20 protein-coding genes are annotated in these 16608 nt (G+C 60.2%); 6 read left to right on the top strand and 14 right to left on the bottom strand.

What is annotated here, in order from left to right; translation table 11 throughout:
• Positions 1-22 precede the first annotated feature (22 nt).
• Entirely contained in the window at positions 23-1567 is a 1545-nt protein-coding gene (locus tag AB4N47_RS12330; protein ID WP_341637777.1) for a GMC family oxidoreductase, read from the top strand.
• Between the two features lie 35 nt (positions 1568-1602).
• Here the strand turns inward: AB4N47_RS12330 and AB4N47_RS12325 are convergent, their stop codons facing one another.
• Positions 1603-2544 carry an aromatic alcohol reductase gene (locus AB4N47_RS12325; RefSeq protein WP_341637776.1) on the bottom strand — a complete coding sequence of 314 codons (942 nt, stop codon included), beginning with the start codon at positions 2542-2544 and terminating at the stop codon, positions 1603-1605.
• A gap of 93 nt (positions 2545-2637) precedes the next feature.
• Here AB4N47_RS12325 and AB4N47_RS12320 point away from each other — a divergent pair, with 93 nt between their 5' ends.
• The gene (locus AB4N47_RS12320) at positions 2638-3096 is read left to right on the top strand and encodes a winged helix-turn-helix transcriptional regulator (protein ID WP_130911018.1); all 459 of its coding nucleotides are present in this window, start codon (positions 2638-2640) and stop codon (positions 3094-3096) included.
• An 11-nt stretch (positions 3097-3107) separates the two neighbouring features.
• On the opposite strand, the gene AB4N47_RS12315 is transcribed toward AB4N47_RS12320, so the two are convergent.
• The 5 genes from AB4N47_RS12315 to AB4N47_RS12295 all read right to left on the bottom strand — a co-directional run bounded on the left by AB4N47_RS12315 (position 3108) and on the right by AB4N47_RS12295 (position 6634).
• Positions 3108-3521 (bottom strand): PaaI family thioesterase, encoded by a 414-nt coding sequence (locus tag AB4N47_RS12315; RefSeq protein ID WP_341637775.1) that lies wholly within the window; start codon positions 3519-3521, stop codon positions 3108-3110.
• Positions 3522-3652: 131 nt separating this feature from the next.
• The gene (locus AB4N47_RS12310; RefSeq protein WP_341637774.1) at positions 3653-4282 is read right to left on the bottom strand and encodes a DUF3885 domain-containing protein; all 630 of its coding nucleotides are present in this window, start codon (positions 4280-4282) and stop codon (positions 3653-3655) included.
• A 48-nt stretch (positions 4283-4330) separates the two neighbouring features.
• The gene (locus AB4N47_RS12305; RefSeq protein WP_341637773.1) at positions 4331-5272 is read right to left on the bottom strand and encodes an AraC family transcriptional regulator; all 942 of its coding nucleotides are present in this window, start codon (positions 5270-5272) and stop codon (positions 4331-4333) included.
• 18 nt (positions 5273-5290) lie between these two features.
• Positions 5291-6115, bottom strand: a complete 825-nt coding sequence (locus tag AB4N47_RS12300; protein WP_341637772.1) for an oxidoreductase — start codon at positions 6113-6115, stop codon at positions 5291-5293.
• A 186-nt stretch (positions 6116-6301) separates the two neighbouring features.
• Entirely contained in the window at positions 6302-6634 is a 333-nt protein-coding gene (locus AB4N47_RS12295) for a hypothetical protein (protein ID WP_460154557.1), read from the bottom strand.
• A gap of 209 nt (positions 6635-6843) precedes the next feature.
• Between AB4N47_RS12295 and AB4N47_RS12290 the strand changes: the two genes are divergently transcribed.
• Together AB4N47_RS12290 and AB4N47_RS12285 are read left to right on the top strand one after the other, a co-directional pair.
• Positions 6844-7230, top strand: a complete 387-nt coding sequence (locus AB4N47_RS12290) for a MerR family transcriptional regulator (RefSeq protein ID WP_016774345.1) — start codon at positions 6844-6846, stop codon at positions 7228-7230.
• Between the two features lie 70 nt (positions 7231-7300).
• Positions 7301-7693 (top strand): carboxymuconolactone decarboxylase family protein, encoded by a 393-nt coding sequence (locus AB4N47_RS12285; RefSeq protein ID WP_016774346.1) that lies wholly within the window; start codon positions 7301-7303, stop codon positions 7691-7693.
• A 59-nt stretch (positions 7694-7752) separates the two neighbouring features.
• Here the strand turns inward: AB4N47_RS12285 and AB4N47_RS12280 are convergent, their stop codons facing one another.
• Genes AB4N47_RS12280 through AB4N47_RS12270 form a run of 3 tightly spaced genes read right to left on the bottom strand, consistent with a single transcriptional unit; the run spans position 7753 to position 10535 of the window.
• Complete coding sequence (locus AB4N47_RS12280; RefSeq protein WP_341637771.1) at positions 7753-8754, bottom strand: NAD(P)H-quinone oxidoreductase; 1002 nt, start codon at positions 8752-8754, stop codon at positions 7753-7755.
• 1 nt (position 8755) lies between these two features.
• Positions 8756-9088, bottom strand: coding sequence for a carboxymuconolactone decarboxylase family protein (locus AB4N47_RS12275; protein ID WP_024012615.1), 333 nt, complete (start codon positions 9086-9088; stop codon positions 8756-8758).
• Between the two features lie 10 nt (positions 9089-9098).
• Entirely contained in the window at positions 9099-10535 is a 1437-nt protein-coding gene (locus AB4N47_RS12270; RefSeq protein WP_024012616.1) for an NAD-dependent succinate-semialdehyde dehydrogenase, read from the bottom strand.
• A gap of 211 nt (positions 10536-10746) precedes the next feature.
• Between AB4N47_RS12270 and AB4N47_RS12265 the strand changes: the two genes are divergently transcribed.
• The gene (locus AB4N47_RS12265) at positions 10747-11673 is read left to right on the top strand and encodes a LysR family transcriptional regulator (protein ID WP_110599187.1); all 927 of its coding nucleotides are present in this window, start codon (positions 10747-10749) and stop codon (positions 11671-11673) included.
• 70 nt (positions 11674-11743) lie between these two features.
• Here the strand turns inward: AB4N47_RS12265 and AB4N47_RS12260 are convergent, their stop codons facing one another.
• The 3 genes from AB4N47_RS12260 to tspO form a co-directional block, all read right to left on the bottom strand.
• Entirely contained in the window at positions 11744-11995 is a 252-nt protein-coding gene (locus AB4N47_RS12260; protein WP_039758903.1) for a DUF2790 domain-containing protein, read from the bottom strand.
• Positions 11996-12217: 222 nt separating this feature from the next.
• A complete protein-coding gene (locus tag AB4N47_RS12255; RefSeq protein WP_341637770.1) occupies positions 12218-13201 on the bottom strand; it encodes an alpha/beta hydrolase in 984 nt (327 codons plus the stop codon).
• The gene (gene tspO / locus AB4N47_RS12250) at positions 13198-13641 is read right to left on the bottom strand and encodes a tryptophan-rich sensory protein TspO (RefSeq protein WP_039758892.1); all 444 of its coding nucleotides are present in this window, start codon (positions 13639-13641) and stop codon (positions 13198-13200) included. The genes AB4N47_RS12255 and tspO overlap by 4 nt, the downstream gene beginning before the upstream one ends.
• Positions 13642-13804: 163 nt before the next feature.
• Between tspO and AB4N47_RS12245 the strand changes: the two genes are divergently transcribed.
• Complete coding sequence (locus AB4N47_RS12245) at positions 13805-14041, top strand: hypothetical protein (protein ID WP_016774354.1); 237 nt, start codon at positions 13805-13807, stop codon at positions 14039-14041.
• Between the two features lie 42 nt (positions 14042-14083).
• On the opposite strand, the gene AB4N47_RS12240 is transcribed toward AB4N47_RS12245, so the two are convergent.
• Both AB4N47_RS12240 and AB4N47_RS12235 read right to left on the bottom strand, forming a co-directional pair.
• Positions 14084-14995, bottom strand: a complete 912-nt coding sequence (locus AB4N47_RS12240) for a magnesium transporter CorA family protein (RefSeq protein ID WP_341637769.1) — start codon at positions 14993-14995, stop codon at positions 14084-14086.
• Positions 14996-14998: 3 nt separating this feature from the next.
• Positions 14999-16579: a RimK family protein gene (locus AB4N47_RS12235; protein ID WP_341637768.1), complete on the bottom strand. Its 1581-nt coding sequence runs from the start codon at positions 16577-16579 to the stop codon at positions 14999-15001.
• Positions 16580-16608 lie beyond the last annotated feature (29 nt).

Genomic DNA, 16608 nt, shown 5'->3' with positions numbered 1-16608 from the left:
GGCATCGAAGGGGAGCGGGCGTATGGACCATCGAAGCGCTCACGACTACGATTTCATTGTCTGTGGTGCCGGCACGTCGGGCTGCGTGGTCGCTGCGCGGCTTGCCGATGAGTCAGGCGCACGGGTTCTGCTGATTGAGGCCGGCGAAGACTATTCGGGCCCCGAGGTGACAGAACCGGCGCAATGGCCGCTGAACCTCGGCTCTGCGCGCGACTGGGCATTCGAGGGGCAATCCGATCCACGCTTGAACGGTCGACGGCTACCGTTGAGCATGGGCAAGGGGCTCGGCGGAGGTTCGAGCATCAACGTGATGGTCTGGTCGCGCGGCCATCGCTGCGATTGGGAGCATTTTGCTGCCGAGTCTGGCGACCCGGCCTGGGGCTACGCATCGGTACTCGATTACTACCGCAGGATCGAAAACTGGCAAGGCAGCCCGGACGCCACCCGGCGTGGTTCAGGTGGGCCGGTACATGTCGAGCAGCCGGCCACACCTCAACCCCTTGCGTTGGCAACGCTGGAGGCGGCCGGCGATCTGGGCATCCCCCGATTCGACAGCCCCAATGGCGAGATGATGGAAGGCGCAGGTGGGATCGCTGTCACCGACTTGCGCATCAAACAGGGCAAGCGCGAGTCGGTTTACGACGCCTACATCCGGCCACGCCTGCACTTTCCGAACCTGACGGTGCTGACCGGGGCGTTGGTGACCCGCGTGTTGCTGGTCGGCACCCGGGCCGTCGGTGTCGAAGTGTTGATCGCCGGCGAGCGGCGGCGCTTTCATGCCGCAGCTGAAGTCATCCTGTCCATGGGCGCGGTGCAATCACCGAAAGTGCTCATGCAGTCGGGCATCGGCCCGGCGGATGAACTGCGAAAACACGGCATCGCACCGGTCGTTCATTTACCCGGTGTCGGCGAGAATTTGCAGGATCATCTGGCTTTCGGCTGCACGTGGGAATACCAACAACCCCAGGCGGTCGCTGGCAGCGGATGCGAAACCACCTTGTATTGGAAAAGCGACAGCCGCCTGGAAGCTCCGGACCTGTTGCAGTGCCAGTTGGCATTCGCGGTACCGTCTCCGCCTGAGGTCGCCATCGAGCCGCCGGAGCATGGCTGGACCATGTTCGCCGGGCTGGCCAGACCTGCCAGTCGCGGACGCTTGCGGTTGTCAGGTGCAGGGCCGCTGGATGCACCGATCATTGAGCCGAACTCGCTGAGTGAACCCGAGGACATGGCCGCAGCCCATGCGACGATCGAACTGTGCCGCGCACTCGGCAACAGCCAGGCCTTCAATGGGCTGATCAAGCGCGAAGTGGTGCCCGGGCCGAGAGAACGCCGCGCTATGGAACAGTTCATCCGCAACTCGGCGATGACCTACTGGCACCTGTCGTGTACGGCAAAAATGGGCCGCGATGCGCTGTCGGTGGTTGACCATCAATTACGCGTATACGGGATCGACGGGCTGCGCGTTGCAGATGCTTCGATCATGCCGCGCATTACCGTTGGCAACACGATGGCGCCGTGTGTCGTTATTGGTGAGCGGGCAGCGGAGCTGGTGCTTGCGGGAGTATAAAGCGCCCACAACGCCCCGCTGCGCAAAATCTGCTTTCACTCGTTCGCAAGATTTTCCCGCGCCCACTGCTCGGCCGTCGTGACCTGTATCGCCCGCTGCTCATTGAACGTGCCCGCTTTCGGCCACGCCACACCTCGACCTTGGGCAAACACCGCGCGGTATTTTTTGATGTGGTGAGTGGGGTCTTTTTCCAGTTCCTCCATCAGGTGTGGCACTGTCCAGACGTTACGCTTGAAGGGCCGTCCGAGCACGCGTTCGAGAAGGCCCGCGACCTGTTCATAGGTCAGCGTGTCGCCCGACAGATACACGATCTCGTTGCGAAAACGCGGTTCGAAGAAAACGATTTCTGCAGTCAGTTTGCCGATGTCGTCCGGGGTCGTCAGCGTCACGCCGGTGTCCAGGCTGCCCAGGGCGTTAACGGTGTCGTTGTCGAAATCAACGACTTCAAACACCGGCTCGAAGAGGAAACTGGTAAACATGCCGGTCGAGATGATCACCCATTCGGTTTTGTCCTGCGCGCGCAGCAGTTCGCGCACGTCGAGCTGAGCATCGAACAGATCCTGCGGACTGCCCCGGCCGATCACTTCGAAGTCCACGCCAAACTGCCAGGGAAAGTAGCGTTTGATGCCCGACTTGAGCGCAGCGGTCGCCAGCTTCATCGGCGTCTCGCGACCAGCGACCATGCCGGCGCAGCCGATGACGGTATCGAAAGGTGCGAAGACTTCGGCCAGTTGGTCGATCGAATCGTTGACCAGATCTGCCGCCACCATCTGCACGCCGAGACTGCGCAGTTCATCGATTTCGGCTTTCTTTGCCTGCACCTGACTGTCGATCGTCGAGGCCCTGAGCAGGACGCTGATCGTGCTGCCGGGCGAGCGCTTTGCCACTCGCGCAAGGTTGCGCAAAACCGGCAGGCCGAGCTCGCCTGCGCCCAGGACGAGAATGGATTGCGGGCAAGGGTGGTTCGATTCGGTCATGATGTCTCCTGAGATCTGCATGTAAGATCGGCAAATGCTGGCACGATCGGGCAGCACTCAGAAGAAGGCACACGCGTGATACCAGGTGAAGAAATGACTGATCAGCAAGCGCTCAGTGAGGCAGAAGCAATCTGCCAGACGCTCAGACGAGACGATGATGGCGTGCGCCGCGAAGTGCTTGCGCACGCCGGTAGTCGCTGGTCTTTGGGCATCCTGCATGCCTTGGGGGTGTACGGCACGATGCGTCACGCCGAGATCAAACGGCAGATGACCGGCGTGACTCAGCGCATGTTGACCAAAACCCTGCGTGCGCTGGAACGCGACGGCCTGCTGACCCGGCGCGAGCTCGACCAGGTGCCGCCACACGTCGAGTACGAGCTGACGCCATTGGGCATGGGCTTGCTGGTGCGGATGTCGCCGATCTGGACTTGGGTGGTGGAAAACGTCGAGGGTTTCCGCCAAGCGCGACGCACGTTCGATAGCCAGATCGGCAAGAAACCCTCATGGCAAATTCCTGTTCCAGCGCGGGATGATTCTGAAGCGTCAGACTGAGGTTTCGCGCTTCAGCTCAGCGGCACCGCGAACACGGCACTGGCGCGCGCAACCGTTCGCTCACCGACGTGCAGACTGACGCCAGCAAACGCCAGTTGGCGGCCCTTTTTGGAGTGTTCAAGACGCACTTCGAGCCACTCGTTGATTTGCACTGCACCGAGATAATCCAGGGTCATGCTCGCCGTGATCAACGGCTGCGGCGGATCGCTGGAGAAGGCCATGGCGTAGCCCATGCCGACATCGGCCAAAGTCGCCAATACACCACCATGCAAATTGCCGCGACCATTGGCATGCCGTGAGTCGGTCAGTAAACCCAATTCCAAGTGCAGCCCCTGACCCCTAGCGTAGATCGGGCCGAGCAGATCCAGCAACGGACTGCTGCGGGTGAATGGAGTGAAACCTTCGGGAATGGCCGTGGTGTTCATGATCCCATCCTGATGCAGGTGGCTGACCTGTGTGATTGGGCGAGGAAACACAGAAGGGGGCAAGCACTATGCGGATGGGGAATTTGCTGCGATAAGTGCTGTACACGGAACTGACCAACGATAGCGTTCACCTAACGTTTAAGCCTGCCGAATGTGGCTTCCATCGCTGCCCGGTCATGGTCGAGCAACCAGGCATGATGTCGTTGATAAAGCTGCAAAAGTAGTTCGGTGTTGGCTCCAACCACGTCCATGCCTCTGTCATCATAAGGCAAGATCATGACTCGCTTGGGCAGATTGAACAGGTAGACAGCACAGTTCGCACGCGGTTGGATAGCACCGAAGTCCTTGGCCAATGCGCACCAGAGTAATGCTTGAATGCTCGCGACAGACGCTTCGAAGGCGACGTTGACCCAGTATTCCGGTTCTTCCTCGGTTAACCATTCCTCGTTGTCTATTTCTTCGCTCCAGATGCACAGCGCTGATGGAGTATCGATTCCAGCAGATTTAAGGGCGCGAAGAGTGCTGCGGTGGGCGAATCGATTGCGACCGGAATGAATGCGCAGGCATGCGACAAACGATGCGTCCCCTTGGAAAATGTCGCCGCAGATGGTTATGGATTTGCGCATAGCGGTCAGGAATTGCTCGATCATTCCGCCCGTTTCGGAGAGTTCGAAACGCAATCCTCCCGGCCAGGAATAGAAAAGCGGACGGGCGAATGCCTGGGGTCCAAATGCTTTTTCGATCTCAGCTCTCAGATTCACTTTCTTCCCTTCAATGTGGATTTCTGTTTGTTCAAGACGCGGATGAAGTCAGTGCGAAGACACAAACGGCGAAGCAGTCGTCGGTGCCGGCAGCGCATAGGCCTGTTTCATCCACGCAACTTCCGCTAGCGGTGTGCGGCCGAAGAGGCGTTTGAAGTCGCGGCTGAATTGCGAGGCGCTTTCGTAGCCGACCAGAAATGCAGTTTTTGCCGCAGTCAGGTCGTTACGCAGCATCAGCAATCGCGCCTGGTGCAGCCGCGTCGACTTCAGATACTGCATCGGCGAGGAATCGGTAACCTTGCGAAAGTGCAGATGAAAATTCGGCACGCTCATCTGCGCTTCCTCGGCCAGGGTTTCTACGTCGAGATGTTGGTGAAAACAGCTGTGGATCTTGTGGATGGCGCGGGTCACTTTGCCGAACTGGCCTTGTTGGGCGATGGCGGCGCGCAGGGTGCCACCTTGTTCGCCGGTGAGGATACGGTAGTAGAGCTCGCGCAGCATCGCCGGGCCGAGGATTTGCGCGTCGGCATCGTCGCTCATCACTTCAAGAAAACGCAGGGTTGACCGGCGCAGCGGTTCGTCGAGAGGCGAGGCGTACATGCCCATCGGCTGCGCTGTGGGGAAATCCCACCGCTCGTCCACTTGCTGGATCAGCTCGCCAGCCAAAGCGAAATCCAGGCGCACGTACACCGCGAGCATTGGCTCGGCTTCGCTGGCGTCGGTTTCCATGGTGAAGGGTACCGGCACCGACACCACCAGATAGTGCTGAGCGTCGTAGACGTAGACTTCATCGCCGAGATAACCGCGTTTACGCCCCTGACAAAGGATCACGATGCCCGGTTCGTACAACACCGGCGTGCGGGTCAGCGGTCGGTTGGAACGCAGGAAACGCACATCGTCCAGCGGGCTCAGGTTGTAACCTTCCAGCGGGGCGAGCTGGCTCATTAGCTGGACCATGCGCGCTGTGAGCGGGTCTTTCGGTTTCCGCATTGAGGTTCTCCGCGTTGCTCAGCCATCCGTCGAGCGGCTAAGCGCTGCCCATTGCTCAATACTCTCCGCCGTCTGCTGCAACTTGTCACGCACCAGCACCAGCGCATCACTGCCCAATAGCAGGTGAGCCGGCGGGTTTGGACTGTCGATGATCGTCAGCATGACCCGTGCAGCTTTCTGCGGATCGCCCAACTGATGGCCACTTTTCTCCTCCCGGGCCTTGCGCACCGGATCGAAGCTTGCATCGTAGTCACTGATGCTACGCGGCGTGCGTTGCATCGAGCGGCCTGCCCAGTCGGTGCGAAATGACCCCGGCGCCACAGCGGTGACAAAAATATTGAAGGGCGCAAGCTCCTTGCTCAAGGTGTCAGAAATCCCCTCCAGAGCGAACTTGCTGCCGCAGTAATAGGCGATCCCCGGCATGGTGATGTAGCCACCCATGGAGGTGATGTTGAGGATATGCCCCGCGCGGCGCTGGCGGAAATACGGGATGAAAGCCTTGGTCACCGCCACCGCGCCGAACACGTTGACGTCGAACTGGCGGCGCATTTCTTCCAGAGAGGACTCTTCGAAAATCCCCTCATGGCCATAACCTGCGTTGTTGACCAGCACGTCCACCGGGCCGTGACGATCCTCCACTGCTGCAACCACCCCATCGATGGCATCGAAATCGGTAACGTCCAGCACCACCCCATGCGCGCGCTCGGGCGACAGCGCTTCGAAGGCTGCCAGAGCGGATTCACTGCGCACTGTGCCGATAATCCTGTGACCTTGAGCGAGCGCTTCCTTGGCCAGCGCCTGGCCGAAGCCGCTGCTGACACCGGTGATGAAAAGGGTCTTCATGGATTTGTACTCCAGGAGGCAATTGGAGAGGCCATGCTAGGGCGGATAACGCTGGCGGACGATGCCGAATCGGATCGAAGTATTGCCTGTTCCTATCAATAGGGTTTCCCGGATGTTGCCTCAAAAAGCGGAAAAGTCCTGAAGGTTTCAAACCTGCAGGACTTTTCTTGTCTCGGCAACACGCACTTATGCTGCGCGACGACCCGGTGTACGGTCCGATCCATCAGCGGCGAGCGCCTCACCCAGTGGGGTGCGGTCTGAGCCGTCGGCAGTGATGGCCTGGCCTTGTGGGGTCTTGTCATAGCCGTCTTCAACCAGGCCTTGTTCCTCGAGGCGGTTGCGACCGTTTTCAGCCAGAGCCTGGCCCTGCGGCGTACGTTCCGAGCCATCGGCAGCAACAGTCTGCTGTGGTTCGTTGACCTGGGTGAAGAAACGATCTTCCTGATTGCTCGGTACGGCGAATGCGCTGGCGCTGAGGGCGAAGGTGGCGACGGCGATCAGTTGGCTTACAGTTTTCATGGCGGTGACTCCGGTCAAATTTCGATTGAGGTCCGGGTCGTTCAGATCAGTCTCTGGTTAACCCGTTGCAGTGGTGTGTTCTGCATGGGTTCAGATTAGGGGGCAGGGCGGTGTCGGCGTTAGGCGGATACTGTCGGCGATTTGCCTGATTCTGCTCGATGGAAAATAGCCATTGACTTAGAGCGCGCTCAAACCTTTACGGTGATGACATGAATCCAGAACTGACAATTTCAAAGTTGGCCAAACGCCTTGATTTGAGCGCTCACACGATCCGCTATTACGAGCGCATCGGGCTGTTCGATCCGGTTGGGCGCGGTGGCAATGGCCACCGGGTGTACGCCGAGAAGGATGTGCTGTGGGCCGAGTTTCTGCTCCGGCTGAAGGCGACCGGAATGCCGATCCAGCAAATGCTGCGGTATGCCGAATTGCGTCGATCTGGCGACTCGACCCTGGCAGAACGCCGCGAACTTCTCGAGCAGCATCGCCGGGACGTGCAAGCGCAGATCAGCCAGTTGAGCCAGTCCCTGGAGGTTCTGGATAACAAGATTCAGATCTACCACCAACTCGAGCAAAAGGAGCATCACCATGATCCGTAAACTTCCCGGATTCAATCGTTTGCTGTCCGCCACATTGATTGGCGCCAGCGTGACCAGTGTCGCAGCGCCGGTGGAGATGACCGATCGTCGAGCGCGCGGAGAAGCCGCTCTGACGCAGATTACTGGCGGACCTGGTCAGGCAGTGGTTGATTCATTGAAGGATACTGCTCCAGAGCTTGCGGACTGGATTCTGAGTTTCGCCTACGGCGATGTCTTCGCCCGCCCCGGGCTCGATCACTGCACTCGTGAGCTGGCAACCGTTGCGGCACTGACCGCACTGGGCAATGCCCAGCCACAACTGAAAGTGCATATCGGCGGCGCCCTGAACGTCGGGTGCACACCGGAGGCGGTGGTCGATGTGATCTTGCAAATGACCGTATATGCAGGGTTTCCCAGTGCCTTGAACGGTATAACGGCTGCGCGTGAAGTCTTTGCTGCTCGCGGGATCAGTGTTAAGTCTTGAGTGCGCTGGCCGCTGACCTTGCAACAGGACGGTGCAAGGCCAGATTTGATCGACCTGCCTTAACGCAAATCCTCGGCCTGCATCGTCAGAATAATCTTCCCGACATTCTGCGAAGACTCCATCCTCAGATGGGCATCGGCTGCGCGGGACAACGGAAAGGTGCTGTCCACCACCGGTTCCAGACTCGCAGCGCCGGCGAAGCGTTTCAGCCAGTGGTCGCGAAAGCGCTGGATCATCGCGTGCTTCTCCGGCTGGGTGCGCGACTTCATCACCGTGCCGATGATTTGCAGGTGCCGGTAGAGGATGTGCTCCAGCTCCACGTCGACCTTGCCGCCGCCGCCAAGAATGCCGACCTGGACCAGGCGGCCGCCGTGGGCCAGCGAGGCGATGTTGCGGGCGAAGTAGGGCGCGCCGATAAAATCAATGATCACATCGACGCCGCGCCCTTGGGTTTTGTCGGCGATGACTGCGGCGAAATCCTCGGTCTTGTAGTCGATGGCCACGTCGGCGCCCAGATGTTCGACGCGCGACAATTTGCTGCCTTCGGTGGTCGCGTACACCGTGGCGCCTGTGGCGTAGGCCAGTTGCACGGCAGCGGAACCAACGCCGCCGGCGGCGGCATGGATCAGCACCGAGTCGCCTGACTTGAGTCGGGCCAGGTGCAGCATCGCTTCGTGGGCGGTGACGAACACTTCGGGAATCGCCGCTGCGTGCACATAGTCGAGCTGTGCCGGAATCGGCATGGCCATGCGGTAGTCGATGCGCGCCAGTTCGGCGTAGGCGCCGCCGCCGACCACGCCCATTACCCGGTCGCCGACGGCGAATCCGCTCACCTCGCTGCCGGTCTCCAGCACTTCCCCGGCAATCTCCAGACCGATGATCAACGAGTCGCCGAAGTTCGCATGGCCGTAGCCGCCGGTTCGGTGGGTCAGGTCGGCACGGTTCACGCCGGCCGCATAGACCCGCACCAGCAGGTCGGTCGGGCGCACTTCAGGGTTGGGCGCTTCGCCAAGTTGCAGCACTTCTGCCGAACCGAATGCTTTCAGGTTGATGGCTTTCATCTCAGCGTTGCTCCGTGTCGGCAAGGGTGGCATTGGCGATGGCCGAGGCAGTGATGGCGCCCGGGAAACCGACGTAAAAGGCCAGGTGAGTGATCGCCGCCGACAACTCTTCATGGCTCACGCCGTTGCTGACAGCGCGGCGCAGGTGCGCGGGTAATTCTTCACAGTGGCCGCCGGCAATCAGCGCAGCGACAGTGATCAGACTGCGGTCGCGGGGTGACAAGGCGGGGTCACTCCAGATCTGCGGGTACAGCGTAGAGTCCACGAATTGCGCCAGTTTCGGGGTGAAGGCGCGGGCGGCTTCGCGTGGGCTGCTGAAATCGATGGTCGACATGGAAATCCCCTTAAACCTGGCTGATGAATTTGTTGGTGAGATAGTGTTCGATGCCTTCGATGCCGCCTTCGGAACCGTGGCCGCTTTCCTTCATGCCGCCGAACGGCAGTTCGGTGGCGACGATGCGGTACTGGTTGATGCCGATCATTCCGGCTTCCAGGCCATCGGCGACGTCGATCGCGGTGCGCGCATTGGAAGTGAACGCGTAGGCCGAGAGGCCGTAGGGCAGGCGGTTGGCTTCTTGCAGGCCGTCGCTTAACTCATCGAAAGGCATCAGTATCGCGATGGGGCCAAAGGGTTCTTCGTGCATGATTCGCGCACTCATCGGCACATCGGCCAATACGGTGGGCTGAAAGAAGAAGCCTGCGCCCGGCAACGCTTCGCCACCGGCCAGCACCCGCGCGCCTTTCTCGACGGCGTCGGCGATCAGTTGCTCCATCTTCGCCAGTTGCCGTGGGTTGGCCAGAGGGCCGACCTGGGTTTGCGGATCCATGCCATCGCCGATTTTCAACGCTTGGGTGGCCGCGACGAAGTGCTCGACAAAGTCGGCGTAGGCCTCACGTTGGATCAGGAAACGAGTCGAGGAAATGCACACCTGGCCGGTGCCGCGAAAGCGATTGGCGACGCCTTCCACAGCAGCCTTTTCGATGTCGGCGTCGGCAAACACCAGCACCGGGCCGTGGCCGCCCAGTTCCAGAGTGATCGGCTTGACGCCTTCGGCAGCGCGGGCCGAGAGCAGCCGACCGATCGGCACCGAACCGGTGAAGGTCACTTTGCGAATGATCGGTGAGGCAATCAAATGGCTGGACACTTGATCCGGCACGCCGAACACCACTTGCAGCACGCCTTTAGGCAGGCCGGCATCGTCCAGCGCTCGGGCCAGTGCCAGCGCGGTGGAAGGGCTTTCCTCGCCGGGCTTGAGCACCACACTGCAACCGGCGGCCAGCGCTGCCGAGAGCTTGCGCGCCGGGGTGATGGCCGGGAAATTCCACGGTGTGAACGCTGCGACGGGGCCGATGGCTTGGCGTTTGACCAGTTGCAGTACACCCGGACGATTGGCCGGGACGACACGGCCGTCGATGCGTCGTGCGCTTTCGGCGAACCACTCGAAATATTCCGCCGCACGGGTCACTTCATCGAGGCTTTCGCGCAGTGGCTTGCCTTCTTCCAGCGTCATTTGCCCAGCGATGTGCGGGGCGCGTTCGAGGATCAGGTCGGCGGCGCGCTTGAGGATTTTTGCGCGCTGGTCCGGCACGGTCTGGCGCCATTGGTCGAAGCTCAGTCGGGCCACTTCGAGGGCGTGATCCAGGTCTTCGGCGGTGGCCAGTGGCACCTGGCCGAGTTCCTCGCCGGTTGCAGGGTTGACCACGGCGGCGGTCGCGCGGTCCTGGGCGGTGAGCCATTGACCACCGATGAAGAGATAGAGCGGATCGTAAGGAGTGTTCATGGATGTCGCCTTCATGGTTGAGGATTCATTCGGCGCCTTGTACGCAGCGGTTCAGGCGTCCCGTGGAATCCAGTCTATGGAAGGCGTGCCGTTTGATTTAGCCGGCCACGAGGGAATCATTGTTGTCCCAGAAGGTAATATCGAGCCCAGGAGCGAGCGTGTAGCATCCGACGTTATCCGCAGTGAGTGGCAGGTCTACAGGACGATCAGGATGGACAAACTTTCAAACATGTCGGTGTACATCAAGGTAGTCGAGATGGGCAGTTTCACTGCCGTGGCCAACCATCTCGACTCCACCGTCGGTAACGTATCGCGTGCGGTCTCGGCGTTGGAAAACGTGCTCGACACTCGGCTGTTGCAGCGCTCGACCCGGCGTCTCTCGGTGACCGACGCGGGCCGGCGGTTTTATGAACGCTGTGTGAAGATTCTCGCTGACCTGGAAAGCGCCGAAGCCGAGGCGAGCAATGCCGCCTTGCAACCACGAGGGACGTTACGGGTGCACTGCGTGCCCGGACTGGCCCGGCAACTGGTGACCGGCGCGGTGCTGGAGTATCGCCAGGCGTTTCCCGAAGTGACCGTCGATTTGATGCTCTCCCAACGCATGCCCAATCTGCTTGAGGATCAGTTGGACGTGTCCATTCTGATCGCGCGAACGCTGCCGGATTCGGCGTATGTCAGCCAGAAGATCGGCGTCAGTCACTGTGTACTGGTGGCCTCCCCGGAATACCTGGCGCGGCATGGCGCACCCGAAACGCCGGAGCAGCTTTGCGATCATCAATGCCTGCTGCTCGGTACCGTGGATTACGTGCGCGATGAATGGCAGCTCAAAAGCAAGGCGGGCGACGCGACGTTCATCCCGAGCGGGCCGAGTTTCAGCGTGAACGATATGGACGCAATGGCCGTGGCCATTCGCGACGGGGCGGGGATTGGTCTGTTGGCAGGCTTCACGGCGATCGACGATTTGCGTACCGGCAGGCTGGTGCGGGTGCTGCCCGATTACCACACCTACGAGCGCAATGTTTACGCGGTCTACACGTCTCGCCAGTTTGTCGATGCGAAGATCACGCGATTCATCGATACCTTGAAAACCCGGGTGGGCGCGCAGTTGGCGAGCACTGCTCAGGCGCTGATCGATTGAAGCGGTAAAGGCATTTGCGTCTCAGCGAGCCAACTCTGAGACGCAATGGGTGTGCGAGGTATTGGCCAGATCAACCGTTGCTGCAGCCGCTGCCCATGACCTCGTATTGCAGGATGTGCTGTTTGCCTTGGGAATCCTGATAAGTCATGTGCACCGGCACTACGGCGCAGACATCCGGCACGGGATCTTCCGAGATGATTTTGGCGACGTCGAGGTGACTGGCGTAGGTGTATTGCTCGACGGGAGGCGTGGTAGTCGAGTCCTGAGCCATGACCACCGAGCTGAAGCCGAAGAGTGCGAGGACGAGCATTGAGACTTTCATGGAAGATGTTCCTTTGCTGAAGTTGAGTGTGCTGCTGGAACAAACTCTATGCGGCGGCTGGCGGGGGAAACAGGCGCGGATTGGGTAAAGACTGTTTACGGTTTGAGCCACAATCGGCATGGGGTGAACGATCGCGCAGGGTTCAGCGCAAACAAAAAAAGGCGCCGGTGAGGGCGCCTTTTGCTTATCCCGGTTTTTTTCGGCTCGCCATGCAATCGTCAGCTACGAAAGCGCCGGGCTGATCTCGGCGGATTTCACTGAGTAGCTTGCCACTCGCGCCGAGATCCACTTGCGGCTGTAACCCAGCACATGGTCAGCAGTGGCGGTCGGGAAGTGAATAAACCCATGCGGACACTCCGGCAGCACATACATCTCCACCGGCGCCGCGTGTTGCCAGCGCTCAGCGATGAGGCGCGTGTCATCCAGCAGCGGATCGAGGTCGCCGGCAAACAGCAGCGCTGGTGGCAGTCCGCTGAAATCGCCGTACAGCGGCGACAGCGGTGGCTGGCGTCGTTGTTCGTCGCTGATGTCCGGCGTGAGCAGGCGCAACGCTTCGACCATGCCGGGGCCGTCGAGCACCAGAGTATCGGCGGATGCGGTGCGTACGCTGGGTGTGCCGGTCAGGTCGTAGACGCCGTAATACAACAGCGCGCCGCAGATCCGTTGCAGCAGTTGCGGCGAAGATTTGAGGGCGAGCAGAGTGGCCGCCGCCAGATGCCCACCGGCCGATTCACCGACGACGACCACGGGCAGTCCAGCAAATTCGCCATCGTTCAAGATGCCGCGAGTGGCGCGCAGACAGTCGTCCAGCAAGCCCTCGATTGGCGTCGAAACGGCCAGCCGATAATCAACCGACACCACCGCCACGTCGCAGGTGTTGACGATGGCGATGTTGAAGTTGTCGTTCATCTGCGCATTGCCGATCACCCAGCCGCCACCATGGAAATCCAGCACCACGCCTTTGGCTTTGCCCTTGGGGCGGATGATGCGCACGGGCACCGTGTCGATGATCTTCCGTTCGGCGCTCAGCCCATGCTGGCGCAGCTTGCCGTCGCCGCCGAGCTGACCCGCCCGCAGCAACGCCTGAATCAACCGTGGAGTGAGCCGATTGCGGATCTTGAAGCGCGGCAGCCAGGCGAGCTTTTTGTTGAACCCCCGCACCTGCGCCAGCTCGCGCTCGCCTTGCGGCCATGGAAAATCGCTCACAGGCGATTCTTCATCAGGATCGAGCAGTTCAGCGCCAGCGCAACGCACAGCCACGCCAGGTACGGGAACAGAATCAGCCCGGTGACCACGTCCAGTTGCAGGGCGAGCACGACCATCACCGCGACCACCACCCACAGCACTGCCAGAATCACCAGCGCCGCCAGCACCTGATGCGCGCCGAAGAACACCGGCGTCCACAGCGTGTTCAGGGCGATTTGCGCAGCCCACAAGGCCAGCACCGTTTGGCTGCCGGGGATCAGGCTCAAGCGATAACCGGCCCAGGCCAGCAGCAGGTAGATGATCGTCCACGCTACGGGAAAGGCCCAGTTGGGTGGGGTGAAAGAGGGTTTGGTCAGCGATTCGTACCACGGGCCGGGTTTGAACATCACGCCAGTGGTTGCCGCCGCCGCGCAGGCCAAAAGGAAGATGAAAAAGGTCATTGCCAGTCCTTAGCTGTGATCAGCTGTTATGGAGAGTTAAGAAGAGGACGCTTCGCTGTGCAAAAAGTTTGTTTGCAAACGCAAAATGGCAGTCAGGTTGAACTAAAAGCTGACCGTCGCGTCAGGATAAACACTGCCTTTTCCCACCGACGCGGACGACATCATGTACACCTATCACATCGAATACCGTTTCAATGGCGAGCCTCGTACTTATCTGCTCGAACTCAAGGAAGCGCAACTGGCCGAGCACGACGCGGCGATGCATCTGCTGGAACTGCATCTGGGCGATGCCGAAAACAGCCTGGTCATGCCCACGGCGGATTCGACGCCAGAGCAGATTCTCGAGCAGGCTGAGCGGGTAGGGATTACGCATATCCGGGTGGTCAGCCGGACCAATTGACGCCCGCATGCGGCGCAGGCGTTAGCAGAATGTGCTCTGAATTCAGGCCATGCGCCGCAATATCAGCACCATCCCCGCGCCCACGAGGCCCATGCAGGCAATCAGCACGGGAAAGGACATCCACCACGGAACGCCGGACGTCATCATGCTGAACTCCGACATGCCGCCGATGCCGGCGATCAGGTTCAAGGGAAGGAATACGACATTGATCAGCGTCAGCTTGCGCAGCGCCCGGTTCATGCTGTTGTTGGCAAGATTGCCGTGGGATTCGATGAGGTTGGCGAACACCTTGGCGTGAATTCTGGCCTGCTGGAAGCTTTGTTCGTTTTCCACGATCAGATCGTTCAGCGCAGCCAATTGACTGTCGCTGAAGCCCTGACGCTGGCCGTGGTTGCGCAGCAGCGTCAGCACCGCTCCGTTACTTTGAATCGCGTTGACGTAGTACACGAGGCTTTCGCTCAGGTTGTACATCTGCGCCAATTGTTGATTGTCCATCGCCCGGGTGAATTGCTGTTGGATCTCCCGAGCGATCTGTTTGACCACGCGCAAATGCCCGAGATAGTGGTGAACGCTTTCTGCGAGTAACGCCATCAGCACGTCCAGCGGCCCGGTCATTTGCGCATCGTGCTCAAGACCCGAGAGCAGCGAGTTGCTCGCACAAATGACCACCAAGCGTTTTTCGCTCAGCACCACGCCGAAGGACGAAACGTTGAATGCGCGCCCGTCGAAGCTTTCCGGGCGCTTCCAGATCATAAACAGGTGATCAGGCTTGACCTCAATGCGGGCAACTTCGTCAGGGGCCAGCGACGACTCTATCACTTGTGCGCCAATGCCCAGGCGTATGTGCAGATCCAGTTGCTCGGCTGCGTCGGGGGCGACACACAGCCAGACAGTCGCCTGTTCTCCAGAGATCCTGTGGAGGGCGCCGCAATCAATGCCATAGCCTTCAATCATTGCTCACCACGCTTGGCCACGGTGTTTGAGCTCAAGCCTTTGGGTAAAAGCCTGCAATACGCGCCGGTACAATTCGTCGCCCAGCACGGCGTCTTCGATGCCGGCGTCGAGGTTGGGATTGTCGTTCACTTCGATCACCAGGACCCGATCACCCGCCTGCTTGAGGTCGACGCCGTAGAGGCCGTCGCCGATCAGCCGCGCAGTCTGTACGGCGAGCTGCACGACTGCCGGCGGAGCTTGCTCGACCGGCACCGCCTCGCACATTCCGTTGATCTCGCCGGGCAGCGCCTTGTGGTTGTAAATCTGCCAATGCCCCTTGGACATGAAGTATCGGCAGGCATACAGCGCTTCGCCATTGAGCACGCCGACGCGCCAGTCGTATTCGGTGTAGCAGTACTCCTGCGCCAGCAGCAGCACCGAGTGTTCGAATAACTCCTGCGCGGCAGTGGCCAGAGCTTGCGCATCGGTGACCTTGATCACACCGCGTGAAAAACAGCCATCGGGGATTTTCAGCACCAGGGGAAAACCGAGGCGACGCCCTGCGTTTTCGAGCTCCTGCGGACGATCCTTGTAGAGGATTTCCGTCGCCGGCATGCCCAGCCCGCGACGCTTGAGCAGGTCGGCCAGATAAACCTTGTTGGTGCAGCGCAGGATCGACGACGGATCGTCAATCACCACAAGGCCTTCGCTTTCAGCCTTTTTCGCGAACCGATAGGTGTGATCATCCACTCGCGTCGTTTCGCGGATGAACAGCGCGTCGAATTCGGCGAGACGTGCGTAGTCCTTTTTCTCGATCAGTTCGACATCGATACCCAGCTGTTCCCCCGCAGCGATGAAACGCTGCAATGCCTCGGGGTTAGAGGGCGGCAGGGCTTCGTCAGGATCATGCAGGATGGCCAGGTCGTAGCGGGCCACGCGTTTGGAAGCGGGCTGACGCCACGTTCTGCGATTGAACGCGTCCAGTGCGTCAGCGAAGACATGCTGCTGTTCGTCGCGAAGCTTGTGCAGCGCTCCGGCTTTGATGCCTGCGATCTGCCAGCTCTCACCACGGCGGAATTCCACCAGCAGGATAGGGCAGGGGAACGCCTCGAACAGCTGGCGACCGATCTCTTGCAGCGGCTCGATTGAGGCCTTGCCGAAGTACAGCGAGAGCGTGAAGGCCTCGGTTTCGCCGTACGGGTGGTTGGCCAGCGCCCGCTCCAGGGTGCGTTGCAGATCATTCAGCCCGACCCCGTAAAGCGCTTTGCGCGCCAGCTCGCTGACGGTGCGCACCGAGGGAAAAACCTTGTGCCCACGCGCCTCGGCGAGCAATGAGCAGTAATAGCCCTGACCGAGGTATTTGTAGTTGCGGCAGAGGTTGATGACCTGGGTGCGATGAGGAAAATCATCGCTGTGTTCAAGGTAATCCTGAGCCAGCATCAGGCTCTCGCTGGGCAGGTAATCAGCCCAGTCATCCTTGCGTTCGACCAGTATGAGCAATCGACTTCCCGAGGGTTTGAGACTGGGAGGTTCCTCGCTGAGGGAGATTGTCGAATGCTCGGTTTTGTCTAATACTTCGTTCACGTTGGCTTGCACCGCTGACATGAGTAATGAATCCCTGTTGAAGAAGACGC

The organism is Pseudomonas sp. S3_G06, from assembly GCF_054667565.1.
Note: the sequence above shows the minus strand (reverse complement) of the source record. Positions and strands in the feature narration are given on the sequence as shown.